Origin of the sequence: Amycolatopsis sp. NPDC004169 (genome assembly GCF_040610315.1) — a bacterium.
GTDB lineage: Bacteria > Actinomycetota > Actinomycetes > Mycobacteriales > Pseudonocardiaceae > Amycolatopsis.
Window position 1 is genome coordinate 1 of record NZ_JBEXMD010000013.1, and the last position, 26,986, is coordinate 26,986.

Genomic DNA, 26,986 nt, shown 5'->3' on the forward strand with positions numbered 1-26,986 from the left:
TTCCCCCCTTGGTCCCCGCCGGACCCGACGGGGCCCGGCGCCCCCGGCCCGGTGCCCTGGGTCCTGTCCGCCAAGACGCCCGCTTCGCTGGCCGCGCAGGCCGGCCGGCTGCAGGCGTGCGTAGGGGCCGCACAGGGGGTCCGAGCCGCAGATGTGGGGTACTCCCTGGCGAAATCCCGGTCTACGTTCGAGCAACGGGCGGTGCTCGTGACCGCCGTCGAGCACGACGGCCACGACACGCTGGGCGCGCTCGCCCACGACCGGGCCGTCCCCGGCCTGGTGCGGGGCAGCGCCCGCCACGGGGGCAAGGTCGCCTTCGTCTTTCCCGGGCAGGGCTCGCAGTGGGTGGGGATGGCTTTGGACCTGATGGACACGTCGCCGGCGTTCGCGGCCCGCATGCGGGACTGCGAACGCGCGCTGGCGCCGTTCGTCGAGTGGTCACTGCCCGAGGTCCTCGGCGACGAGGCCGCGCTGCAGCGGGTCGACGTCGTGCAGCCCGCGTTGTTCGCGGTGATGGTGTCGCTGGCCGAGGTCTGGCGCGCACACGGGGTCGCCCCGGACGCCGTGGTCGGCCACTCCCAGGGCGAGATCGCCGCCGCCGTGGTCGCGGGCGGACTGTCCCTGGAGGACGGTGCCCGCGTGGTCGCGTTGCGCAGCAAGGCGATCCTGGCCCTCGCCGGACACGGTGGCATGGTCTCGGTGGCCGCCTCCCGCGAAACCGTCGAGCCGCGGCTCACGGACGGGCTGTCGGTCGCGGCCGTCAACGGCCCGGCCGCGGTGGTGGTGTCCGGCTCGCCGGCCGCCCTGGCCGCGCTGATCGAATCCTGCGAGGCCGACGGCATCCGCGCCAAGCGGGTCCCGGTGGACTACGCGTCGCACTCGGCCCAGGTCGAAGCGATCGAAACCGAGCTGCGCGAGCTGCTCGCCCCGGTGGCGCCGCGGTCCTCGGAGATCGCCTTCTGCTCCACGGTGACCGCCGAGCCGATCGACACCGCGGCCCTCGACGGCCCGTACTGGTACACCAACCTGCGCCGCCCGGTGCTCTTCGACGCGGCCGTCCGGCGGCTGGCCGAGGACGGCTACGGCACCTTCGTCGAATGCAGCCCGCACCCGGTGCTCACGATGAGCGTCCAGGACACCGTGGACGAAGCCGTGGTGACCGGCACGCTGCGTCGCGGCGAAGGCGGCCTCGATCGGCTGTACACCTCGTTCGCCGAGGCGTGGGTGCACGGCGTCGACCTCGACTGGACACCCGCGTTCGGCGAAGGCGCCCGGCTCGTCCCGCTCCCGACCTACGCCTTCGACCACCAGCGCTACTGGCTCGACCCCGCGCCGTCCGCCCCGGCCGATGACGGCTTCTGGACGGCGCTGGAGGAAACCGGCGACCTGGCGGGTGTCCTCGGCGTCGACGGCGCCGCGCTCGACGAGGTGCTGCCCGCGCTGACCCGCTGGCGGTCGCGCCGCACCGAGGAATCCACTGTGGACTCGTGGTGCCTCGCTGTCGGCTGGACGCCGGTCGCCGAGCCCGCGTTGCCGCTGCTGTCCGGCCGCTGGCTGGCCCTCGTGCCCGCCGGACCAGGCCGGTTCGGCTCCGCGGTGCTCGACGCGCTCGCCGCCCGCGGCGCCGACGTCGTCACCGCCTCGCCGCAGGAGCTGCCGCCGGGGGCGTACACCGGCGTGGTTTCCCTGCTGGGCCTGGACGAAACGCCGCTGCCCGGGCACCCGCTGCTCGCCACAGGCCTGGCCGCGACGGCCGCGCTCGCCCCGGCGCTGGCCGCCGCCGGCATCGACGCCCCGCTGTGGCTGCTCACCCGCGGCGCCGTGGCCACCGGGCCCGGCGACGCCCCGGCGTCGAGCGTCCCGGCGCAGCTGTGGGGCCTCGGCCGGGTGATCGGCCTGGAGTACCCCGGCCTCTGGGGCGGGCTGGTCGACCTGCCCGCGGTGCTCGACGAACGGGCCGCGGACCGGCTGGCCGGCCTGCTGGCCGAGCCCGGCGGCGAGGACCAGCTCGCGGTCCGGGACCACGGCGTACTGGCCCGGCGGCTGCGCCCGGCCCGGCCGGCGCCGGCCGGTGCGCCGTGGCGGCCGCGCGGAACCGTGCTGGTCACCGGCGGCACCGGGGCGCTCGGGGCGCACGTCGCCCGCTGGCTGGGCCGCTCCGGCGCCGAGCACCTCGTGCTCACCAGCCGCCGGGGCGAAGCCGCGCCCGGCGCGGCCGAACTGGCCGAAGAGCTGCGCGGGTACGGCTGCGCGGTGACCATCGCCGCGTGCGACGTCGCCGAGCGCAAGGCCGTCGAAGCGCTGCTGGACGGCCTGGAGCACCCGCCGTCCGCCGTCGTGCACGCGGCCGGGCTGCCGCAGTCGAGCACCCTCGCCGAGACCGGGCTCGACGAGTTCGAAGACGTCCTCGCGGCCAAGGTCGCCGGCGCCGCGCACCTGGACGCCCTGCTCGGCGACGACCTCGAAGCGTTCGTGCTGTTCTCCTCCAACTCCGGGGTCTGGGGCAGCGCGGGCCAGGGCGCCTACGCCGCCGCGAACGCCTACCTGGACGCGCTCGCCGGACAGCGCCGCGCCCGCGGGGCGAAGGCGACGTCGGTGGCCTGGGGGTTGTGGGCCGGCGGCGGCATGGCCTCCGACGACGGCGAGCAGCAGCTGCGCCGCCGTGGCCTGCGGCCGATGGCGCCCGAGCGGGCCGTGGCCGCGCTGCAGGGCGCGCTCGACCGCGACGAGACCTTCCTGGCCGTGGCCGACGTCGACTGGGACCGGTTCGTGCCCGCCTTCACCGCGTCGCGGCGGCGGCCGCTGATCGAGGACCTGCCCGCGGTTCGCGGGGTGCTCGACCGGCTGGAAGCCGAGCAGGAGGTCCGCGACGACGGCGCCTGGAGCGAGCGGCTGGCGGCGCTGCCGGAGGCCGAACGCGACCGGGTCGTGCTCGACCTGGTCCGCACCGAGGCCGCGGCCGTGCTCGGCCACCGCGGGGCCGAGGCGATCGGCAGCACCCGGCCGTTCCGCGACCTCGGGTTCGACTCGGTGACCGCGGTCGAGGTGCGCAACCGGCTGCGCCGGGTCACCGGCCTGCGGCTGGCCGCCACCGCCGTCTTCGACCACCCGACCCCGGTCGCGCTGGCCCGGTTCCTCGCCGCGGAAATCGCGCCCGGGAGCACGCCCGCGGACACGGCGTTCGGCGCGCTCGACCGGCTGGAGGCGTCGCTGACCGACCTCGCGCAGCCGGACGAGAACGTCCGGCTGCGCGTCGAGATGCGGCTGAAGTCCCTGCTGAACCAGTGGCGCGGGGAGGCGGAGGCCCCGCGGCAGGCGCAGCTGGCGGACGCCTCGGCGGCCGAGGTCTTCGCGTTCATCGACAACGAGCTCGGGGTTTCCCCGCCGCCGGCGCACTGACCCCCTGACCTGGACGAACGGATGAGGTTGGCGATGGCAGAGCAGGACAAGCTCCTCGAGTACCTCAAGCGCGTGACCGCCGACCTGCACCAGACCCGGCAGCGGCTGCAGGCGGCGGAGGCGGCGGAGCAGGAGCCGATCGCCATCGTCTCCCTCGCCTGCCGGTACCCGGGCGGGGTCGCCTCACCCGAGGACCTGTGGGACCTCGTCGCGGGCGGCACCGACGCGATGTCGGGTTTCCCCGGCGACCGCGGCTGGGACGTCGACCGCATGTACGGCGCGGAAGGTGCCCGCGCGGCCGAGGGCGGCTTCGTCCACGACGCGGCTTCGTTCGACCCCGGGCTGTTCGGCATCTCGCCGCGCGAAGCGCTGGCGATGGACCCGCAGCAGCGCCTCCTGCTGGAGACGTCCTGGGAGCTGCTGGAACGCGCCCGGCTCGACCCGTTTTCCCTGCGCGGCAGCCGGACCGGCGTGTTCATCGGCGCGAACGCGTCCGGCTACAGCAGCACGCTGCAGGCCGCGGCGGGCTCCGAGGGATACCTGCTCACCGGTGAGGCGCCCAGCGTCATGTCCGGGCGGCTGTCCTACACCTTCGGCCTCGAAGGCCCGTCGGTCACCGTCGACACGGCGTGTTCGTCGTCGCTGGTCGCGCTGCACTGGGCCTGCCAGGCGCTGCGGCAGGACGAATGCGGCCTGGCGCTGGCCGGCGGGGTCACCGTGATGGTGAGCCCGCTGGCGTTCGCGGAGTTCAGCCGCCAGCGCGGGCTGGCCGCGGACGGCCGGTGCAAGTCCTTCGCCGACGCCGCCGACGGCACCGGCTGGGGCGAGGGCGTCGGCATGGTGCTGCTGGAGAAGCTCTCCGACGCCCAGCGCAACGGGCACCGGGTGCTCGCGGTGATCCGCGGCTCGGCGGTCAACTCCGACGGCGCGTCCAACGGCCTGACCGCGCCGAACGGGCCGTCGCAGCAGCGCGTCATCCGGACGGCGCTGGCGAACGCCGGCCTGTCCACTTCGGACGTGGACGCGGTCGAGGCGCACGGCACGGGGACCGCTCTCGGCGACCCGATCGAGGCGCAGGCCCTGCTGGCGACGTACGGCCAGGACCGGCCGGCCGACCGGCCGCTGTGGCTCGGGGCGCTGAAGTCGAACATCGGGCACACGCAGTCGGCGTCCGGCATCGCGGGTGTCATCAAGATGGTGCTGGCGCTGCGGCACGAGCTGCTGCCGCGCACGCTGCACGTCGACGCGCCCTCGTCCGAAGTGGACTGGACGGCGGGTGCGGTGGAGCTGCTGACCACGGCGCGGACGTGGCCCGCCGGCGCGGTGCCGCGGCGGGCCGGGGTTTCGGCGTTCGGTGTCAGCGGGACGAACGTGCACGTCATCGTCGAGGAGGCGCCCGCGGTTCCCGACGAGCCCGCGTCCGATGCCGAGCACGGGCTGCTGCCGTGGGTGCTGTCCGGGGCGAGCGATGCCGCGCTGCGGGCGCAGGCCCGGCGGTTGCTGGACGCGGACCCCGACCCGGTCGACGGCGGGTACTCGCTGGCCGTCACCCGGGCGCGGCTCGCCCGGCGGGCGGTGGTGCTCGGGTCCGATCGCGACTCTCTGCGGGACGGTCTTTCGCACATCGAAGACGCCATCACCGGGACGGCCGATCCGGATGCCCTGCTGGCCGTGTTGTTCACCGGTCAGGGAGCGCAGCGGGTGGGCATGGGGCTGGCTCTGTACGACCGGTTTCCGGTGTATGCCGAGGCCTTCGATGCGGTGCTCGCGCACTTCGATCCGGCTCTTCGTGACGCTTTCTCCGATGCTTCCCTGTTGGATCGGACGGAGTTCACGCAGCCTGCGTTGTTCGCGGTCGAGGTGGCGTTGTTCCGGTTGGTTTCTTCGTTCGGTGTTCGTCCGGATTTTTTGGCGGGGCATTCGATCGGGGAGATCTCGGCGGCGCATGTGGCCGGGGTGTTGTCTCTGGAAGACGCCTGTCGCTTGGTTTCCGCCCGGGCGTCGTTGATGCAGGCGTTGCCGTCGGGTGGGGCGATGGTGTCGATCGCTGCGCCGGAGTCGGCGATCGAGCTGGCCGAGGGTGTTTCGATTGCGGCGGTGAACGGGCCGGAGTCGGTGGTGATTTCGGGCGAGGAGGCCGCGGTGCTGGCGATCGCGGCTCGGTTCCCGAAGACGAAGCGGCTTTCGGTGAGTCATGCGTTCCATTCGCCGTTGATGGATCCGATGCTGGCGGAGTTCCGCGCGGTGGCGGAGTCTCTCACGTATCACCCGGCGGAGATTCCGGTGATCTCGAATGTGAGCGGTGCGCTTGCTGAGCCGTTCACGGCGGAGTATTGGGTGCGGCACGTGCGGGAAGCGGTCCGGTTCGCCGATGGGGTGTCCACTTTGGAGGCCGCCGGGGCCGGGGTGTTCCTGGAACTCGGGCCCGACGGGGTGCTCAGCTCGATGGTGCCCGGGGTGGCCGTCCCGGCGTTGCGGGAAGGCCGCTCCGAAGAGAGAGCACTGCTCACCGCGTTGAGCACGGTGCACGTCCACGGGGTGGACGTCGACTGGACGCCGTTCTTCCCCGGCGGCCGCCGGATCGACCTGCCCTCGTACGCGTTCCAGCGCGAGCGGTTCTGGCCACGCGGCGGCGTCGCGCACGGGGACGCGGGATCGCTGGGCCTCGGCGCACTGGACCACCCGCTGCTGGGCGCGGCGGTGAGCCTGGCCGGCCACGACGGCGTCGTCTTCACCGGGCGGCTGTCGCCGGAGGCCCAGCCGTGGCTGTCGGGGCACGCCCTGGGCGGCACGGTCCTGGTCCCGGGGACGGCGCTGCTGGAACTGGCGGTCCGGGCGGGCGACCAGGTGGGATGCGACGTCGTCGAGGAGCTGACCCTGGAAGCTCCGCTGGTTTTGCCGGCGCGCGGCGGGGTGGCGGTCCAGGTCTACGTCGGCCCACCGGACGGCGAGGGCCGCCGCGAGCTGACGCTGTACTCCCGCCCGGACGACGGCACGGCACCGGGCGAGGACACCTGGACCCGCCACGCCGGCGGCCTGCTGGCCCCGGGCGGCGCACCGGCGGCCGACCTGCCGGAGTGGCCCCCGCCGGGAGCAGCGCGGGTTCCGACGGACGGGCTGTACGAGCAGCTGGAGGGCTTGGGGTTCACGTACGGCCCGGCCTTCCACGGCTTGGGATCGGTGTGGCGCCTCGGGGACGAGACCTACGCGGAGGTGACGCTCCCGGAGGAGTGCCACGAGGACGCGGCCGCATTCGGCCTGCACCCGGCCCTGCTCGACGCGGCTCTGCACCCACTGGGTTTGGCCGCTCCCGCGACGGCCGACTCCACTGCGCCCGGCGGCGCGGGCGTGGGCGCGGTTTCGGCGGCTGATGGCCCTTCGGCCAGCGCTGCGACTGGCGCGGCGAGCGCGGCTTCGGCGCATGCCACCGCACGCTCCGGTGGCATGCCGTTCTCCTGGAGCGGCGTCACCCTGCACGCCTCGGGCGCCACCGCCCTCCGCGTCCGGCTTTCCCCGGCCGGGGACAACGCCGTCTCCGTCGAAGCCTGGGACCACGCCGGGGGCCCGGTCGCCTCCGTCGATTCCCTCGTCCTGCGCCCGATCTCCGCCACCGCCGCCGCCCCCGTCCAGGACGGCTCGCTCTTCCGCCTCGACCAGGTCCCGGTCCCCGCCGGTCCGCGAACCCGGGCCGTCGCGCTCGGGGAAGGCGAACACGGCCTCGACCTCCCCACCGTGTCCGAAATGGACACCGAAGCCGACCTCGTCTTCGCCGTCATAGCAGCCCAAAACGTCCACGAAGCCACCGGCCAAGCCCTCACCCTCGTCCACGACTGGCTCGCCGCCGACCACCCGGGCCGCCTGGTCGTCGTCACCCGCGACGCCGAAACCGACCCGGCCGGCGCCGCCGCCCGGGGCCTCGTCCGGTCCGCCCAGACCGAGCACCCCGGCCGGTTCCAGCTGCTCGACCTCGACGGCTCCCCGCACCCCGACCTCGCCACCCTCCCCGCCGAACCGCAGATCGACCTCCGCGACGGCGTCTTCACCGCCCCGCGCCTGGCCCGCGCCCAGGCCCTCGCCGTCCCGGACCAGCACTGGCGGCTCACCACCACCGGCACCACCCTCGACGACCTCGCCCTCCGCCCCCAGCCGGAAACCCCGCTCGCCGAAGGCGAAGTCCGGGTCGCCGTCCGGGCCGCCGGCGTCAACTTCCGGGACGTCCTGATCGCCCTCGGCATGTACCCCGACCCGGCCGCCGTCCTCGGCTCGGAAGCCGCCGGGATCGTCACCGAGGTCGGCACGGGCGTCACCGGGCTCGCCGTCGGCGACCGGGTTTTCGGGCTGTTCACCGGGGCGTTCGGCCCCGAGGCGGTGACCGATGCCCGGCTGCTCGTCCCCGTCCCCGGCGGCTGGACCTTCGCCGAGGCCGCGTCCGTGCCCGTCGCCTTCGTCACCGCCTACTACGCCCTCTTCGACCTCGGTCACCTGGCCGCCGGCCAGTCCGTGCTCGTCCACGCGGCCGCCGGCGGCGTCGGGATGGCCGCCGTCCAGCTCGCCCGCCACCGGAACGCCGAGGTGTTCGCCACGGCGAGCCCGGCCAAGCAGGACGCCGTCCGCGCCCTCGGTGTCGAGCACGTCGCGTCGTCGCGGGACCTCGGGTTCGCGACGCAGTTCCCCCGCGTCGACGTCGTCCTCAACTCGCTGACCGGCCCCTTCATCGACGCCTCGCTCGGCCTGCTCACCCCCGGCGGCCGGTTCCTCGAGATGGGCAAAACCGACCTGCGCGACCCCGAAGACGTCACCTACCTCCCCTTCGACCTCGGCGACCCCGGCCCGGACCGGATCCAGGAGATCCTGCGCCACCTGCTGGCGCTGTTCGCCGACGGCGCGCTGCACCCCCTGCCCACCAGGACCTGGGACGTCGTCCGCGCCCCCGACGCGTTCCGGTTCATCAGCCAGGCCAAGCACGTCGGCAAGAACGTCCTCACCCTCCCGGTGCCGCCGGACCCCGATGGCACCGTGCTCGTCACCGGCGGCACCGGCACCCTCGGCGCTCTCGTGGCCCGGCACCTCGTGACCACCCACGGCGTCAAGAACCTCCTGCTGACCAGCCGTCGCGGCCCCGACGCCCCGGGCGCGGCCGAGCTGGTCGCCGAACTGACGGCCGCCGGCGCCACCGTGCGCGTCGAGAGCTGCGACGTCGCGAACCGGGCGGAGCTCGAAGCCCTGCTCGCCCCGGTGAACCTGACCGGTGTCGTGCACACCGCGGGCGTCCTCGACGACGGGGTCATCGCCTCGCTCACCCCCGAGCGGCTCGGCACCGTCCTCCGCCCCAAGACCGACGCCGCCCTGCACCTGGACGCACTGACCCGCGACCGCGACCTCGCCTGGTTCGCGCTGTACTCCTCCCTCGCCGGGGTCGCCGGCGCCGCGGGCCAGGCCGGCTACGCGGCCGCCAACGCCGCACTCGACGCGCTCGCCGCCCGCCGCCGCGCCGAGGGCCTGCCCGGCGTCTCCCTCGCCTGGGGCCAGTGGGCCGCGGCGAGCGGCATGACCGCCGGCCTCGACGACGAGGACCTTTCCCGGATCGCGCGGTCCGGCATCGGCGCGCTGGGCACCGAGGAAGCCCTGGCGCTGTTCGACGCCGCCCAGGTCGCCGGCGCCGCCTGCGTGGTCCCGGTCCGCGTCGACCTCGCCGCCCTGCGCGCCCAGGCCGAGCACCTGCCCGCGCTGTGGCACGGCCTGGTCCGCGTGCGGACCCGCCGGGCGGCCGGGCTGCCGTCCGGGACCGACGGGCTCGCCGCCCGGCTGGCCGGGCTGAGCGGCGACGACGTCCGCCGGTTCCTGCTCGACCTCGTCCGCACCCACGTCGCGGCGGTCCTCGGCCACGACGGCGCCGACGCCGTCGAACCCGCCAAGGCGTTCAAGGACCTGGGTTTCGACTCCCTGACCGCGGTGGAACTGCGCAACCGCCTCACCGCGGTGACCGGCCTGCGCCTGCCGGCCACGGTCATCTTCGACCACCCCAACCCGCAGGCGCTCGCCGCGCTGCTGCAGGCCGAGCTGATCGGCGACGCCGGTCCGGCCACGACGGCGGCGATCACCACCGCCACCGACGGCGACCCGATCGCCATCGTCGCGATGAGCTGCCGCTACCCGGGCGAGGTGACGTCCCCGGAGGACCTGTGGCGCCTGGTCGAAACCGGCCGCGACGCGCTCACCGCGCTGCCCGCCGACCGCGGCTGGGACCTCGCGGCCCTCGGCGCCGCCGAGGGCGGGTTCGTGCACGACGCCGGCGGCTTCGACGCCGAGTTCTTCGGCATCTCCCCGCACGAAGCCCTCGCGATGGACCCGCAGCAGCGGCTGCTGCTGGAGATCTCCTGGGAGGCACTGGAACGCGCCGGGATCGACCCGCGCTCGCTGCGCGGCAGCAGTACCGGCGTCTTCGTCGGCGCCGCGCACCAGGCCTACGGCAGCGGCGTGGCCGAGGTGGCGTCCGGCGTCGAAGGCCACCTGCTGACCGGCAACGCGACCAGCGTCGTCTCCGGCCGCGTGTCCTACACCTTCGGCTTCGAGGGCCCCGCCGTCTCGATCGACACGGCCTGTTCGTCGTCGCTGGTCGCGCTGCACTGGGCGGCACAGGCGCTACGCCGCGGCGAGTGCGACCTCGCGCTGGCCGGCGGCGTCGCCGTGATGGCCCAGCCCGGCATGTTCGTCGAGTTCGACCGGCAGGGCGGCCTCGCCTCCGACGGCCGCTGCAAGGCCTTCGCCGAGGCCGCGGACGGCACCGGCTGGGGCGAAGGCGCCGGTCTCGTGCTGCTGGAACGGCTGTCCGACGCCCGGCGGAACGGCCACGCAGTCCTGGCGCTCGTCCGCGGTTCGGCGGTCAACTCCGACGGCGCGTCCAACGGCCTGACCGCCCCGAACGGCCCGTCGCAGCAGCGGGTGATCCGCGCCGCGCTGGCCGGCGCGGGCCTGCGTCCGTCCGAAGTGGACGCGGTCGAGGCGCACGGCACCGGCACGACGCTCGGTGACCCGATCGAGGCACAGGCCCTGCTGGCCACCTACGGGCAGGACCGCGACGAGCCGCTGTGGCTCGGCTCGCTCAAGTCCAACCTCGGGCACACCCAGGCCGCCGCGGGCATCGCCGGGGTGATCAAGGTCGTCATGGCGCTGCGGCACGGCGTGCTGCCGCGGACGTTGCACGTCGACGCGCCGTCGTCGCGCGTCGACTGGGAGTCCGGCGCGATCGAACTGCTCACCGAGGCCCGCCGCTGGCCGGACACCGGACGGCCGCGCCGCGCCGGCATCTCGTCGTTCGGCATCTCCGGCACCAACGCGCACACGATCATCGAGCAGGCCCCGGCCGCTCCGCCCGCACCCGAGCGCCCCGAAAGCACCGGCCCCGTGCCGTGGCTGCTGTCCGCCCGCGATGCCGACGCGCTCGCCGCGCAGGCCGGACGCCTCCGTGCGCACGTCGAGGCCCACCCCTCGCTGTCCCCGGTCGACGTCGGCTTCTCGCTGGCCGAGACCCGGGCGGCCCTCGAACACCGGCTCGTGGTGTTCGGCCACGACCGCGCCGAACTCCTGGCCGCGCTGGCGAACCCGCCGGTGACCGGGGTCGCGCGGCCGGACCGCCGGCTCGCCGTGCTGTTCACCGGCCAGGGCGCGCAGCGACCGGGCATGGGCCGCGAGCTGTACGAGCGGTTCCCGGTGTACGCGGAGGCGTTCGACGCGGTCTGCGCGCACTTCCCCGGCCTGCGCGAACGGGTCCTCGACGGCGCCGAGCCGCTCGACGACACCGGCGTCACCCAGCCGGCGCTGTTCGCCGTCGAGGTCGCGCTGTTCCGGCTGGTTTCGTCCTTCGGGGTCCGTCCGGACTTCGTGGCGGGGCACTCGATCGGCGAGATCTCGGCCGCCCACGTCGCCGGGGTGCTCACGCTGGCCGACGCGTGCCGGCTGGTGTCGGCCCGTGCGTCGCTGATGCAGGCGCTGCCGCCGGGCGGGGCCATGGTGTCGATCGCCGCGCCCGAATCGGCCATCACGCTGACCGAGGGCGTCTCCCTCGCGGCCGTCAACGGGCCGGAGTCGGTCGTGATCTCCGGCGAGGAGGCCGCGGTCCTGGAGATCGCGGCGAAGTTCCCGAAGACCAAGCGGCTGCCGGTGAGTCACGCGTTCCATTCGTCCTCGATGGACCCGATGCTCGCCGATTTCCGCGCGGTGGCGGAGTCGCTGACCTACCACCCGGCGCAGATACCGGTGATCTCGAACGTGAGCGGTGCGCTCGCTTCGCCGTTCACGGCGGAGTACTGGGTGCGGCACGTGCGCGAGACCGTCCGCTTCGCCGACGGAGTGTCCACTCTGGACGCCGCCGGGGTCGACGTGTTCCTGGAGCTGGGGCCGGACGCCGTGCTCAGCGCGATGGTGCCGGGCATCGCGATCCCGGCGTTGCGCCGCGACCGCTCCGAAGAGAAAGCACTGCTCACCGCGTTGAGCACTGCTCACGTCCACGGCGTGGACGTCGACTGGACGCCGTTCTTCCCGGGCGCCCGCCGGGTCGACCTGCCCACCTACGCCTTCCGGCACCGCAGCTACTGGCTCGCCCCGGAACCCGGCGTGGCCCCGGGTGGCGACTCGGGTTTCTGGGACGTCGTCCGCAGCGGCAAGCTGGCCGCCGAGCTCGAGCTGGACGCGGCCGTCGCCGAGGCGGTCACCCCGGCCCTGTCGGCCTGGTACCGGCGACGCCACCAGGAGTCCACTGTGGATTCCTGGCGCTACGGGATCGCGTGGCGGCCGGTGTCGCCGGACACCGCCGCACTCACCGGGCACTGGCTGCTGGTCGTGCCGGAGGAAGGTCAGCCCGGTGTCGTGGCCGGGGTCGCGCAGGCCATCCTCGAACGCGGCGCGCGAGTAACGCCGGTGCGAATCGACCCGCTCCTGCCGCGCGCCGAGTTCGCCGAACGCCTCCGCGCGGCCCTCGACGGGGCCGAAGTGGACGGAGTGCTCTCGCTGCTGGCCCTGGCCGACGGCGGCCACGGCATCGCGGCGGGCACGGCCACCCTGCTCCAGGCCCTCGGTGACCTCGGCGCGGGCGGACGGCTGTGGTGCCTGACCCGCGGCGCGGTCGCGGCCGGCCGGGCCGACCGTGTCGAAGCCCCGGTCCAGGCCCAGGTCTGGGGCCTCGGCCGCACCGCGGCGATGGAGTACCCCCAGCGCTGGGGCGGCCTGGTCGACCTGCCCGCCGAGCTGGACGAACGGGGCCGCACCCGCCTCGCCGCCGTCCTCGGCGGCACCGAAGACGAGGTCGCGCTCCGGCCGTCCGGCGTCTTCGCCCGGCGGCTGGAACGGCGGGCCGCAGCGGGGGAGTCCTGGCAACCTCGCGGCACCGTACTGGTCACCGGCGGCACGGGAGCCCTCGGCGCCCGAGTCGCCCGGCGGCTGGCCACCAGCGGGGCCGAGCGGCTGGTGCTGCTCAGCCGGCGCGGACCGGCGGCGCCGGGTGCCGCGGACCTCGAACGCGAGCTGACCACCCTCGGCTGCGAGGTCTCGATCCTGGCCTGCGACGCCGCCGACCGCGACGCACTGGCCGCGGTCATCCCCGCCGACCTGCGCGCGGTGGTGCACGCGGCGGGCGTCCTCGACGACGGCGTCATCGAGTCCCTCACGCCGGAGCGCTTCGACACCGTCCTGCGCGCCAAGGCGGCCGCGGCCGAGAACCTCTCCGCGCTCACCGGCGACCTCGACGCCTTCGTCCTGTTCTCCTCGATGGCCGGTGCGTTCGGCGCGGCCGGCCAGGGCAGTTACGCCGCCGCCAACGCCCACCTCGACGCGCTCGCCCAGCAGCGGCACGCCGCCGGCCAGCCCGCGGTCTCGATCGCGTGGGGCCCGTGGGCGGGCGACGGCATGGCCGCGGGCGACGCCGAAGCTCGGCGACGCCTGCGCGCCGCGGGCGTCGGCGCTCTGGACCCCGGCCTCGCCCTCGACGCCCTCACGCTCGAAGCCGCGGGTGACACCCCGCTGGCCGTGGTGGCCGACCTCGACTGGGACGTCTACCTCCCGGCGCTGCGGTCCGTCCGGCCCCGGCCGCTGTTCACCGGGTTCGGTGAGCCGCGCGAAACCGCGCAGGGCCCGGCCGAACCGGCGGGGCTGCTCACCGGGCTGTCCGAGGCGGACGCCGCCCGTACGGTCCTCGACCTGACCCGCACGCACGTCGCGGCCGTGCTCGGCTACCCCGACGCGGCCGCGGTCGACCCCGAGCGCGCCTTCTCCGACAGCGGGTTCACCTCCCTGACCGCTGTCGAGCTGCGCAACCGCCTCGACTCCGCGACCGGGCTGAGCCTGCCCGCGACGTGCGTGTTCGACCACCCGACGCCGGCCGCGCTGGCCCGGCACCTGCACCGCGAGCTGCTCGGCCGCCTGCCCGAACCGGCCGCGGCCGCACCGGCCCGCACCGGCGGCGACGAGCCGATCGCCCTCGTCGCGATGGGCTGCCGGTTCCCCGGCGCGGTGGCCACACCGGAGGACCTCTGGCGGCTCGTGGAAGACGGCGTCGACGCGATGACCGGCCTGCCCGAGGACCGCGGCTGGGACCTCGGCGCGCTCTACGACCCGGACCCGGGCAAGAGCGGCCACAGCTACGCCCGCGACGGCGGCTTCCTCGACACGGCCACGGAGTTCGACGCCGCCTTCTTCGGCATCTCGCCCCGCGAAGCCCTCGCCATGGACCCGCAGCAGCGCCTGCTGCTGGAGATCACCTGGGAGGTCTTCGAGCGGGCCGGGATCGACCCGCACGCGCTGCGCGGCAGCCGCACCGGCGTGTTCGCCGGCACCAACGGCCAGGACTACGCGGGCCTGCTCGGCGCGGCGGGCGACGAGGTCGGCGGCTTCATCGGCACCGGCAACGCCGCCGCGGTCGTGTCCGGCCGGCTGGCCTACGCCTTCGGCCTCGAAGGCCCGGCCCTCACCGTCGACACCGCGTGCTCGTCCTCGCTGGTCGCCATCCACCTCGCCGCGCAGGCCCTGCGCCGCGGCGAGTGCGACCTCGCGCTGGCCGGCGGCGCGACCGTGATGGCCACCCCGGCGACCTTCGTCGAGTTCAGCAGGCAGCGCGGCCTGGCCGCCGACGGCCGGTGCAAGGCCTTCGCCGAGGCTGCGGACGGCACCGGCTGGGGCGAAGGCGCCGGGCTCGTGCTGCTGGAACGGCTGTCGGACGCCCGCCGCAACGGCCACCGGGTCCTGGCGGTGGTGCGCGGTTCGGCGGTGAACTCCGACGGCGCGTCCAACGGCCTGACGGCTCCGAACGGTCCTTCGCAGCAGCGGGTGATCCGCGCCGCGCTGGCCGACGCCGGTCTGTCCACTTCGGACGTGGACGCGGTCGAGGCGCACGGCACCGGGACGAAGCTGGGCGACCCGATCGAGGCCCAGGCGCTGCTGGCGACCTACGGCCAGGAGCGGGAAACGCCGCTGTGGCTGGGCTCGGTGAAGTCCAACCTCGGCCACACCCAGGCCGCCGCGGGCATCGCCGGCGTCATCAAGATGGTCATGGCCATGCACCACGGCGTCCTCCCGCGGACGCTGCACGTCGACGCGCCGTCGTCGCAGGTGGACTGGTCGGCCGGGGCGGTGAAGCTGCTCACCGAGGCGACGCCGTGGCCGGAGACCGGGCGCGCCCGCCGGGCCGGCGTGTCGGCGTTCGGCGTCAGCGGCACCAACGCCCACGTGGTCCTCGAAGCCGGCGAACCGGAACCGGCCACGTCCATCCACACCGGACTCACCGTGTGGCCGCTGTCGGCGAAGGACGAGCAAGCGCTGCGCGAGCAGGCCCGGCTCCTCCGCTCCGCGGTCGGCGAGGACGTGCCGGCGGTCCGGGTCGGCCGCACCCTGGCGACCGGGCGGGCGGCGCTGGAGCACCGGGCCGTCGTGCTCGGCGCGGATCGGGACGAGCTGCTGGCCGGACTGGCGGACCTGGACAACGCGGTGCGCGGCACCGCGGTTCCGGGTGGCCGGCTGGCCGTGCTGTTCACCGGCCAGGGCGCCCAGCGCGCCGGGATGGGCCGCGAGCTCTACGAGCGGTTCCCGGTGTTCGCCGACGCCTTCGACGCCGTGTGCGCCGAGTTCGACGGCCTGCTGGATGCGTCCCTGCGCGAAATCGTCTTCGACGGCGGCGAGCGGCTCGACCGGACCGGCTACACCCAGCCCGCGCTGTTCGCGGTCGAGGTCGCCCTGTACCGGCTGGTGACGGCGTGGGGCGTGCGCCCGGACTTCGTCGGCGGGCACTCGATCGGCGAGCTGGTCGCCGCGCACGTCGCCGGGGTCATGACGCTGCCCGGCGCCTGCGCGCTGGTCGCCGCCCGGGCCACGCTCATGCAGGCGCTGCCCGCCGGCGGGGCGATGGTCTCGATCGCCGCGCCGGAGTCGGCCGTCACCCTGACCGAGGGGGTCTCGATCGCCGCGGTCAACGGCCCCGAGTCGGTCGTCGTCTCCGGCGACGAGACCGCGGTACTGGCGATCGCCGCGGAGTTCGCCGCGCGGGGTGTGAAGACCAAGCGGCTCACCGTGAGCCACGCCTTCCACTCCCCGCTGATGGACCCGATGCTCGACGAGTTCCGCGCGGTCGCGGACACCCTGACCTACCACCCGGCCGAGATCCCGGTGCTCTCGAACGTGACCGGTGCGCTCGCCGGGCCGTTCACCGCGGACTACTGGGTGCGGCACGTGCGGGAGGCGGTCCGCTTCGCCGACGGGGTCGCCACTCTCGAAGCCGAAGGCACCCGGATCTTCCTGGAACTGGGGCCCGACGGGGTGCTCAGCGCGATGGTGCCCGGCGTCGCGGTCCCGGCGTTGCGGCGCGACCGCTCCGAAGAGCGAGCACTGCTCTCGGCGCTGAGCACGGTCCACGCCCACGGCGTGGCCGTCGACTGGGCCGCGTTCTTCCCGCAGGCCGGCCCGGTCGACCTGCCCACCTACCCCTTCCGGCGGCAGCGGTTCTGGCCCGAGCCCGCGCCGGCCGCGCCGGTGTCCGAAGGGGACGCCGAGTTCTGGGCGGCCGTCGAAGGCGAGGACCTGGAGGCGCTCGGCTCGCTGCTCGGGCTCGACGGCGACCAGCGCGCCGCCATCGCCCCCGCCCTCCCGGCCCTTTCCGGCTGGCGACGGGACGCCCGGTCCGCCGCGGACTCCTGGCGCTACCGCGTCGCCTGGCGCAAGCTGCGCGAGGAACCCGCCGGGGTGTCGGGCGACTGGCTGTTCGTCCTGCCCGAGACCCTCGGCGACCCGAGCGCGGTGACGGCGGTGGCCGGCGCCTTCGCGACAGCCGGGGCGCGGCCGCTGGTCGTCCGGGTGCCCGAGGACGCCGACCGCATCACGGTCGCGAAGCTGGTCGAGGCCAAGCTGGCGGAAGAAGCCGCCACGCCGGTCGGGGCCCTGTCGCTGCTCGCGTTCGCGCCCGGCACGCCGGGGTCGGCCGTGGCCGCCGGGCTCCCGCAAACGCTTGCGCTGGTCCAGGGCCTGGGCGACGCCGGGGTCACCGCCCCGCTGTGGTGCGCCACCCGCGGCGCGGTCGCGACGGCGGACGGCGAGGCCGTCGCGGACCCGGCCCAGGCCCAGTTCTGGGGCTTCGGCCGGACGGTCGCGCTGGAGCACCCGAACCGCTGGGGCGGCTTGATCGACCTGCCGCCCACCCTGACCGCCGAAGACGGCGAGCGGCTGTGCGCGGTGCTCGCCGCCGGAGGCGAGGAGGAAATCGCCCTCCGGTCCTCCGGCGTCTTCGCCCGCCGCCTCGTCCGGGACACCGGGCGGGGTCCACAGTGGACGCCGACCGGCACGGTGCTCGTCACCGGCGGCACCGGGGCCCTCGGCGGGCACGTCACCCGCTGGCTGCTGGACCACGGCGCCGGGCACGTCGTCCTGGCGAGCCGCAGTGGCGGCGAAGCACCGGACGAGCGGGTGACGGTCGTCTCCTGCGACGTCGCCGACCGGGACGCGGTCGCGGCGCTGCTCGCCGAGCACCCGGTGACCGCGGTGGTGCACGCCGCGGGCGTCCTCGACGACGGCGTGGTCGACACCCTGACCGGCGACCGGTTCGCCGAGGTCCTGCGGGCCAAGGTGACCGGCGCCCGGCTCCTCGACGAGCTGACCGGCGACCTCGACGCCTTCGTGCTGTTCTCCTCGCTCGCCGGCGCGGTCGGCGCCGCGGGACAGGCGAACTACGCGGCCGCCAACGCCGAGCTGGACGCCCTCGCCCAGCGCCGTCGCGCGTCGGGCCGCTCGGCCGCCGCGATCGCGTGGGGCCCGTGGGCGGGTGAGGGGATGGCCGCCGAAAACGCCGATCGGATGCGGCGCGCCGGGGTCACCCCGCTGCCCGCGGCCGACGCCGCGGCGGCCCTCGGCAGGCTCACCCGGTCGTCGGTCGTCGCCGACATCGACTGGGACACCTACCCGGCCGTCCGGCCGCTCTTCGCCGAACTGGCCCCGGCGGCTCCGGTCGCGGCGGCGCCCGTGCACCTCGGCGACCGGCTGGCCGGGCTGTCCGCGGGTGACGCAGGCGAGCTCGTGTTGACCGTCGTCCGAGAGCACGTGGCAGCGGTCCTCGGCCACGGCCGGGCCGCCGACGTGGCCCCGGACCGGGCGTTCAGCGAAACCGGCTTCACGTCGCTGACCGCGGTCGAGCTCCGCAACCGCCTGGACCGCGTCACCGGGCTGAACCTGCCCGCGACGCTGGTCTTCGACCACCCGTCGCCGTCCGCGCTGGCCCGGCACCTGACCGCGGAACTGCGGGACGACGAGCCCGGGGTCGACGGCCTGCTCGACCAGCTGAGCCGCGTCGGCGCCACCCTCGGCGAAGCCGATCGCGCCCGCGTTGCCGAGCAGCTGCGGCAGCTCACGGCGGGCTGGACGGGCGGCCCGGCCGCCCCGAGCCTCGACTCGGCCAGCGACGAGGAGATGTTCGACCTCCTCGGCAAAGAGTTCGGCATCTCCTGACCCGGCGCCCGCGACCTACGGAGTGAGAAGACGATGGACAACGAGGAAAAGCTCCGCTACTTCCTCAAGCGGGTCACGGCCGATCTGCAGGACACCCGCCGCCGGCTCCAGGAGGCGCAGGCGACCGAGCCGGTCGCGATCGTCGGCCTCGGCTGCCGGTTCCCGGGTGGGGTCCGCACCCCGGCGCAGCTGTGGGACCTGGTCGAGGGCGGCCGGGACGCGATCTCCGGCTTCCCCGAGGACCGCGGCTGGGCACTCGGGTCGCTGTACGACCCCGACCCCGAAGCCCCCGGGACGTCGTACGTGCGCGAAGGCGGCTTCCTCGACGGGGTCGCGGACTTCGACGCCGGGTTCTTCGGCATCTCCCCGCGTGAAGCACTGGCCATGGACCCGCAGCAGCGGCTGCTGCTGGAGACGTCGTGGGAAGCACTGGAAGACGCGGGCATCCGGCCGCCGTCGCTGAAGGGCAGCCGGACCGGTGTCTTCGTCGGCTCCAACGGCCAGGACTACGGCACCCTCATGCTCAGCTCCGCCGAGGCGCTGGAAGGGCACCTCGCGACGAGCAACGCGGCGAGTGTCCTTTCCGGACGCGTTGCCTACGCGTTCGGTTTCGAGGGCCCGACGCTCACCGTCGACACGGCGTGCTCGTCGTCGCTGGTCGCGTTGCACCTGGCGGTGCAGGCGCTGCGGCAGGGGGAGTGCGACCTCGCCCTCGCCGGCGGCGTCACCGTGCTGCCGACGCCGGGCTCGTTCATCGCGTTCAGCCGGCTGCGCGGGCTGGCTCCGGACGGCCGCTGCAAGGCGTTCGCCGAAGCCGCCGACGGCACCTCGTGGGGCGAGGGCAGCGGCATGGTCGTCGTCGAACGGCTGGCGGACGCCCGCCGCAACGGCCACCCGGTCCTGGCGGTGGTGCGCGGTTCGGCGGTGAACTCCGACGGCGCGTCCAACGGACTGACGGCTCCGAACGGTCCTTCGCAGCAGCGGGTGATCCGCGCCGCGCTGGCCGACGCCGGTCTGTCCACTTCGGACGTCGACGTCGTCGAGGCGCACGGCACCGGCACCACGCTGGGCGACCCGATCGAAGCACAGGCGCTGCTGGCGACCTACGGCCAGGAGCGGGACACGCCGCTGTGGCTGGGCTCGGTGAAGTCCAACCTCGGGCACACCCAGGCGGCGGCCGGGGTGGCCGGGGTGCTCAAGATGGTCCTCGCGATGCGGCACGGCGTGCTGCCGCCGACCCTGCACGTCGACCGGCCCTCGTCCCAGGTGGACTGGTCGGCGGGGGCGGTCGAGCTGCTCACCGAGCGCCGGGCGTGGCCGTCGGACCGGCCGCGCCGGGCGGCGGTGTCGGCGTTCGGCATGAGCGGCACCAACGTGCACACCATCCTGGAGGAAGCGCCGGCCGAGGATCGGCCCGCCACCGGCCCCGACGAACCCGGCCGGGTCGTGCCCTGGGTGCTGTCGGCCCGGTCGCCGGAAGCCCTGCGGGCCCAGGCCGCCGCGCTCGCCGGTGTCGAGGCGCCGTCCGGGGACGTCGGGCTGTCCCTGGCGACGACGCGGTCCGCGTTCGACCACCGCGCGGTGGTGATCGGTGATCGCGACGGGCTGTCGGCCGGGCTCGCCGCGCTGGCCGGGGACGTCCCGGCCCCCACCGTCGTCAAGGGGACGGCCGCCGCGGGCAAGGTCGCGATGGTGTTCCCCGGCCAGGGTTCGCAGTGGGCCGGGATGGCCGTGGACCTGCTCGCCGAGTCGCCGGTCTTCGCCGCGCGGATGGCCGAATGCGCGGAAGCTTTATCGTCCTTCGTGGACTGGAGGTTGACGGACGTCATCCGCGACGCCGCGCAGCTGGAGCGGGTCGACGTCGTGCAGCCCGCGCTGTTCGCCGTGATGGTCTCGCTCGCCGAGCTGTGGCGCTCGTACGGTGTGGAGCCCGCCGCGGTCGTCGGGCACTCGCAGGGCGAGATCGCCGCCGCCGTCGTGTCCGGCGCGCTGTCCCTCGAGGACGGTGCAAGGGTGGTGGCGTTGCGCAGCCAGGCGATCCTCGCGCTGGCCGGGCAGGGTGGCATGGTGTCGATCGCCGAGGGCGCCGACGCGGTGGCGGCCCGGATCGCGCCGTGGGGCGAGCGGCTGTCGATCGCCGCGATCAACGGCCCGGCCGCCGTGGTCGTCTCCGGGACGCCGGACGCCCTCGACGAACTGGTCGCGTCCTGCACCGACGTCCGCGCGAAGCGGGTCCCGGTGGACTACGCCTCGCACTCGCCGCAGGTGGAACGGATCCGCGAACGCCTCCTCGAGGTCCTGGCCCCGGTCCGGCCGGGCCGGGCCACGACCGGGTTCTTCTCCACGGTCACCGGCGCCTGGCTCGACGGTCCCGAGCTGGACGCCGAGTACTGGTACACCAACCTCCGCCGCGCGGTCCGGCTCGACACCGCCGTGGCCGCGCTGACCGGCCAGGGCTTCCGCACGTTCGTCGAAGCCTCGCCGCACCCCGTGCTGACCATGGCGATCGGCGGCGACGACGTGACCGCGCTCGGCTCGCTGCGCCGTGGGGAAGGCAGCCTCGCCCGGTTCCACACGTCCCTGGCCGAAGCCTGGGTCACCGGTGTCGACGTCCGGTGGGACGACGCGTTCCCCGGCGCCCGCCGCACCGGCCTGCCGACGTACGCCTTCCAGCACGAGCGCTACTGGCCGCGGCTGGTCTCGGCCGGCGACGCCGCCGGTCTCGGCCTGGCCCCGGCCGGGCACCCGCTGCTCGGCGCGGTCGTGGCACTGGCCGGCTCCGGCGGCACGGTCCTCACCGGCAAGCTTTCGCTGCACAGCCTGCCGTGGCTGGCCGACCACCGCGTCGGCGGGGAGGTGCTGTTCCCGGGCACGGCGTTCGTCGAGCTGGCGCTGCGCGCCGGCGACCAGGCCGGCCGGCCCGCCCTGGACGAGCTGACCCTGGAAGCGCCGCTGGTCCTGCCCGCGCAGGGCGGCGTGCACGTCCAGGTCTCGGTGGGGGAGGACGGCGAACTCGCGATCCACTCCCGCCCGGACGAGTTCACCCCGTGGACCCGGCACGCCACCGGCCTGCTGACCGAGGCCGCTCCCACCGTCGAGCGGGTCGACGCCTGGCCGCCCGCCGATGCCACGCCGGTCGAGCTCGACGGCTTCTACCCGGCCATGGCGGCCACCGGCGTCGACTACGGCCCGGCCTTCCGCGGGCTGCGTGCGGTGTGGACCCGCGGCACCGACGTGTTCGCCGAGGTCGAGCTGCCCGAGCCGCAGCGGGCCGACGCGAGCCGGTTCGGGCTGCACCCGGCGTTGCTGGACGCGGCCCTGCACGCGGCCGGGCTCGGGGCGCCCTCCGCGGGTGCAGACGGGCCGAAACTGCCGTTCGCCTGGAGCGGCGTCTCCCTGACCGCGTCCGGTGCCACCGTGCTGCGGGTCGTCCTCACGCCGGGGCCCGGGGACGCGGTCGCGCTGACCCTCGCCGACGAAACCGGCGCCCCGGTCGGTGCGGTGCGGTCCCTTGCACTGCGCACGCCCGCGAAAACGACGCGGCCCGACGCGCTCTTCGAGGTCACCTGGCCCGAGGTCACCGGCACCGAGGTGACCGGCGAGTTCGAGGTGTTCCGCGTCTCCGGCGGCCCGGTCCGGGAGGTGACCGCGGAGGTCCTCGCACGGCTCCAGGACGGGCTCGCCGGCGACGGGCTCCTGGTCCTGCACACCACCGGCGCGGTCTCGGCCGACGGCGAAGACGTCACCGACCTCGCCGCCGCGGCCGTGACCGGCCTGGTGCGCTCGGCCCAGGCCGAGAACCCCGGCCGGTTCGTGCTCGTCGACGCCGACGAGGTCCCGGCGGAACTGCCGCTCGGCGAACCCCAGCTGGCCCGGCGCGCCGGGAAGTGGCGGGCCCCGCGGCTGGCCCGGGCGTCCACTTCGGACGGAGCACCGGACTGGGGCGACGGCGAAGTGCTGATCACCGGCGCGTCCGGCCTGCTCGGCGGCCTGATCGCCCGGCACATGGTCACCTACCACGGCGTCCGGCGGCTCCTGCTGCTGTCCCGCCGCGAACCCGCGCAGCTCGCCGGCGAACTCGCCGGGCTGGGCGCCACCGCGACCGCGGTCGCCTGCGACGTCGCCGACCGCGCGCAGCTGGCGGCGGCACTGGCCGGGCACCGCGTGTCCGCGGTCGTCCACGCGGCCGGCGTGCTGGACGACGGCGTCGTCGAATCCCTCACCCCGGAGCGCCTCGACGCGGTCCTGCGGCCCAAGGCCGAAGCGGCACTCGCCCTGCACGAACTGACCTCGGACCTCTCCGCGTTCGTCCTGTTCTCCTCCTTCGCCGCCACCATGGGCGGCGCGGGCCAGGCCAACTACGCCGCCGCGAACGCGTTCCTCGACGCGCTCGCCCAGCACCGCCGCGCCCGGGGGCTGCCCGCCGTTTCGCTGGCCTGGGGGCTGTGGGCCGAAGCCAGCTCGATGACCGGCCACCTGGCCGACGGCGACCGGCAGCGGATGGCCGGCGCGGGCATGACACCCCTGGACACCGAGCTCGGCCTGGCGTTGTTCGACCGGGCCGTCGCCGCGGACCAGGCGGTGCTCGCGCCCGTCCGGCTCGAACTCGCGGCGCTCCGGCGCCGTCCGGTGACACCCGCGCTGCTGCACGGCCTGCTGCCCCCGGCCCGGCGGCAGGCCACGGCGGCGGTCGCGACGTCGTCGTTCGCGCAGCGGCTGGCGGGACTGGGGGCGGACGACCGCGTCCGGCAGGTGCTCGACCTCGTCCGCGGGCTCGTCGCGGGCGTGCTCGGGTACGCGTCCGGCGCCGCCGTCGACCCGGCGCGCGCGTTCAAGGAACTCGGCTTCGACTCGCTGACCGCGGTGGAGCTGCGCAACCGGCTCGCCGCCGAGACCGGCCTGCGGCTGCCCGCGACGCTCGTCTTCGACCACCCGACCCCGCAGGCGCTCACCCGGCACGTGCTCGAGCGGGTGTCCGGGGAGGCGGCTTCGGTGGCGGTGCCGCAGCGCCGGGTCTCCGGCGACCCGATCGTCGTCGTCGGCATCGGCTGCCGCTACCCCGGCGGCGTCCGGAGCCCGGAAGACCTGTGGGACCTCGTCGCCGCGGGCCGTGACGCGGTCGCCGGCCTGCCCGACGACCGAGGCTGGGACCTCGACGCCCTCTACGACCCCGACCCGGACCACCCGGGCACCAGCTACGCCAAGGAAGGCGCGTTCCTCCACGACGCCGCCGACTTCGACGCGGGCTTCTTCGGCATCTCGCCCCGCGAGGCGCTCGCCATGGACCCGCAGCAGCGGCTGCTGCTGGAGACCTCCTGGGAGGCACTGGAACGCGCCGGCATCGACCCGGACTCGCTGCGCGGCAGCCGGACCGGCGTCTTCACCGGCGTGATGTACTCCGACTACGCGTCCCGGCCGCTCGCCGTGCCCGAAGGGGTCGAGGGCTTCCTCGGCACCGGCAGCTCGGCCAGCGTGGTGTCAGGCCGGATCGCCTACGCGTTCGGCCTGGAAGGGCCGGCGATCACGGTGGACACGGCGTGTTCGTCGTCGCTGGTCGCCCTGCACCTGGCGTGCCAGGCGCTGCGGCAGGGGGAGTGCGACCTCGCGCTGGCCGGCGGGGTGACCGTGCTTTCGACGCCGGGCGTGTTCATCGACTTCAGCCGCCAGCGCGGCCTCGCCGCCGACGGCCGGTGCAAGTCCTTCGCCGACGCGGCCGACGGCACCGGCTGGGGCGAAGGGGCCGGGATCCTGGCCGTGGAAAGGCTTTCCGACGCCCGGCGGCTCGGGCACCCGGTGCTCGCCGTGGTCCGCGGCACGGCGGTCAACTCCGACGGCGCGTCCAACGGCCTGACCGCCCCGAACGGCCCCTCGCAGCAACGCGTGATCCGCGCCGCGCTGGCCGGAGCCGGGCTGGAGCCGTCCGAAGTGGACGTCGTCGAAGGGCACGGCACCGGCACCACGCTGGGCGACCCGATCGAGGCCCAGGCCATCCTGGCGACCTACGGCCAGGACCGGGTGAGTCCACTGTGGCTCGGCTCGCTGAAGTCCAACATCGGGCACACGCAGGCGGCCGCCGGGGTGGCCGGCGTGATCAAGATGATCATGGCGATGCGGCACGGCGTGCTGCCTGCGACCCTGCACGTCGACGCGCCGTCGTCCCATGTGGACTGGTCGGCCGGTGCGGTGGAGCTGCTGACCGAGTCGCGCGACTGGGTGGCCGACCGGCCGCGCCGGGCCGGGGTGTCGTCGTTCGGCGTCAGCGGGACGAACGCGCACGCGATCCTCGAAGAGGCGCCTTCGCTGGCTCCGGTGGCGGCTCCCCGCGGGGAAACCGGTTTGCTGCCGTGGGTGCTGTCCGGCCGCAGCGAAGCGGCGTTGCGGGCGCAGGCCGCCCGGCTGCTGGACGTCACCGAGCACCCCGCCGACATCGGGTGGTCGCTGGTTTCGTCGCGGAGCCGGTTCGCGCACCGGGCCGTGGTCCACGGCACCACGGCCGAAGAGCTGTCCGCCGGGCTGGCCGCGCTGGCGGACGGCCGGTCCGCGGCCACCGTGGTGACCGGCCGCGAACGGCCCGGCCGGCTCGCGGTGCTGTTCACCGGCCAGGGTGCGCAGCGCGTGGGCATGGGGCGTTCGCTGTCCGAGCGGTTCCCGGCCTTCGCCGCCGCTTTCGAAGCTGTGCTCGCGCATTTCGACCCGAAGCTGCGCGAGGCCCTCGCCGACGCCGAGCTGCTCGACCGGACCGAATTCACCCAGCCCGCGTTGTTCGCCGTCGAGGTCGCGTTGTACCGGCTCGTCGAGTCGTTCGGCGTGCGCCCGGACTTCGTGGCCGGGCATTCGATCGGCGAGATCTCCGCGGCCCACGTGGCCGGGGTGCTGTCCCTCGAAGACGCGTGCCGGCTGGTCTCGGCCCGGGCGTCGCTGATGCAGGCCCTGCCCGCCGGTGGGGCGATGGTGTCGATCGCCGCGCCGGAGTCCGGCATCGAGCTGACCGAAGGCGTCTCGATCGCCGCCGTGAACGGCCCGGCGTCGGTGGTCATCTCGGGCGAGGAGGCCGCGGTGCTGGCGATCGCGGCTCGCTTCCCGAAGACGAAACGGCTTTCGGTGAGCCACGCGTTCCATTCGCCGTTGATGGACCCGATGCTGGCGGAGTTCCGCGCGGTCGCGGAGTCGCTGACCTACCACCCGGCGCAGCTTCCGGTGCTCTCGAATGTGAGCGGTGCTCTCGCTGAGCCGTTCACGGCGGAGTACTGGGTACGGCACGTGCGGGAGACCGTCCGGTTCGCCGACGCCGTGCGGACCCTCGAAACCGAGGGCGTCACGACGTTCCTGGAGCTGGGCCCGGACGGCGTGCTCAGCGCGATGGCCAGGGAAACCCTGGGCGAAGACGGCGTCGCCGTCCCGGCGTTGCGGCGCGACCGCTCCGAAGAGAGCGCACTGCTCTCGGCGTTGAGCACGCTGCACGTCCGCGGGGTGGACGTCGGCTGGACGGCGTTCTTCCCCGGCGCCCGCCGCGTCGACCTGCCCACCTACGCCTTCCAGCGGACCCGCTACTGGCTGGACCTGGTCCTGCCGGAGACGGTGGTCCCCGAGGCGGCCGAGGCGCCGGAGGCCGAGCCGATCACCGGACGGCTGGCCGCCCTGCCGGCCGCCGACCGCCCGGCGTGGCTGCTCGACTGGGTCCGGGCGGAGGTCGCGGCGACGCTCGGGCACCCGTCCGCCGACGCGGTCGAGCCGGAGTCCGCGTTCGCCGACCTCGGGTTCACCTCCCTCGGTGTCGTCGAGCTGCGCAACCGGATCAGCGCGGCGACCGGCCTCGACCTGCCCGCCGCGCTGGTCTGGGACTACCCGACGGTCGCCGAGCTGGCCGCGCACCTGCTCGCCGACGTCCCCCTGCCCGCGGCCGATCCCGGTGGCTCGCTGGGCACCCTGCTCCGGACGGCGAGGGAAACCGGCCGCACGGCCGAGTTCCGGACGTTCCTGAGCACCGCCGCGCAGTTCCTCCCCGCGTCGCCGTGGACGCCCCGGCTCCGGCGCGCGACGACGGGCGCGGCCCGGCCGCTGCTGTTCGCGTTCGGCACGCTGACCGGCTCGACCCGGTGGTGCGAGGACGTCACCGCGCGCTTCGACGGCGTCCGCGAGACGTGGCTGGTGCCCGCCCCGGGCTTCGACGGCGAGACGCCCGCGCCCGCAGACCTGGACACCCTGGTCACGACGGCGGCCGCAGCGATCCGCGACCAGGCGGACGGCGAGCCGTTCGTCGTGCTCGGCTCCGGCTCGGGCGCGCTGCTCGCCGCCGCGGTGGCGGACGCCGCGGGCGCGACCGGCGTGGTCCTGGCCGGCCCGGCGGGGGTGGAGTTCGACGAGCTGTCCGAGACCGTGCCCGACGCCGAGCTGACGGCCGTCGGCGCCTACCTGCGGCTGTTCGGCGCCGCGGTCACCGAGCCGCGGGTGCCGGCCCTCACCCTGGAAGCGGGGGCGGACGTCGCGGACGCGGCCCGGCGGCTCCACACGTGGCTGGTGGAGGAACTGCCCGTGCCGTGCCGGTGACCGGGATGATCCGACGTCATATCTGATGTTTCGTGCAGCAGACCTTGACGGCCTGATTGGAAGGAAC

3 protein-coding genes are annotated in these 26,986 nt (G+C 75.2%); all 3 read left to right on the plus strand.

The window, feature by feature from the left end:
• The first annotated feature begins 201 nt into the window (after positions 1 to 201).
• From ABZX11_RS19345 to ABZX11_RS19355, 3 genes are read left to right on the plus strand one after another with little or no spacing between them, the layout of a single operon-like run.
• A complete protein-coding gene (locus tag ABZX11_RS19345; protein WP_354914607.1) occupies positions 202 to 3,399 on the plus strand; it encodes an SDR family NAD(P)-dependent oxidoreductase in 3,198 nt (1,065 codons plus the stop codon).
• 33 nt (positions 3,400 to 3,432) lie between these two features.
• Positions 3,433 to 18,372 (plus strand): type I polyketide synthase, encoded by a 14,940-nt coding sequence (locus tag ABZX11_RS19350; protein WP_354914609.1) that lies wholly within the window; start codon positions 3,433 to 3,435, stop codon positions 18,370 to 18,372.
• Positions 18,373 to 18,405: 33 nt separating this feature from the next.
• A complete protein-coding gene (locus ABZX11_RS19355) occupies positions 18,406 to 26,919 on the plus strand; it encodes an SDR family NAD(P)-dependent oxidoreductase (protein ID WP_354914611.1) in 8,514 nt (2,837 codons plus the stop codon).
• The last annotated feature ends 67 nt before the right edge of the window (positions 26,920 to 26,986 follow it).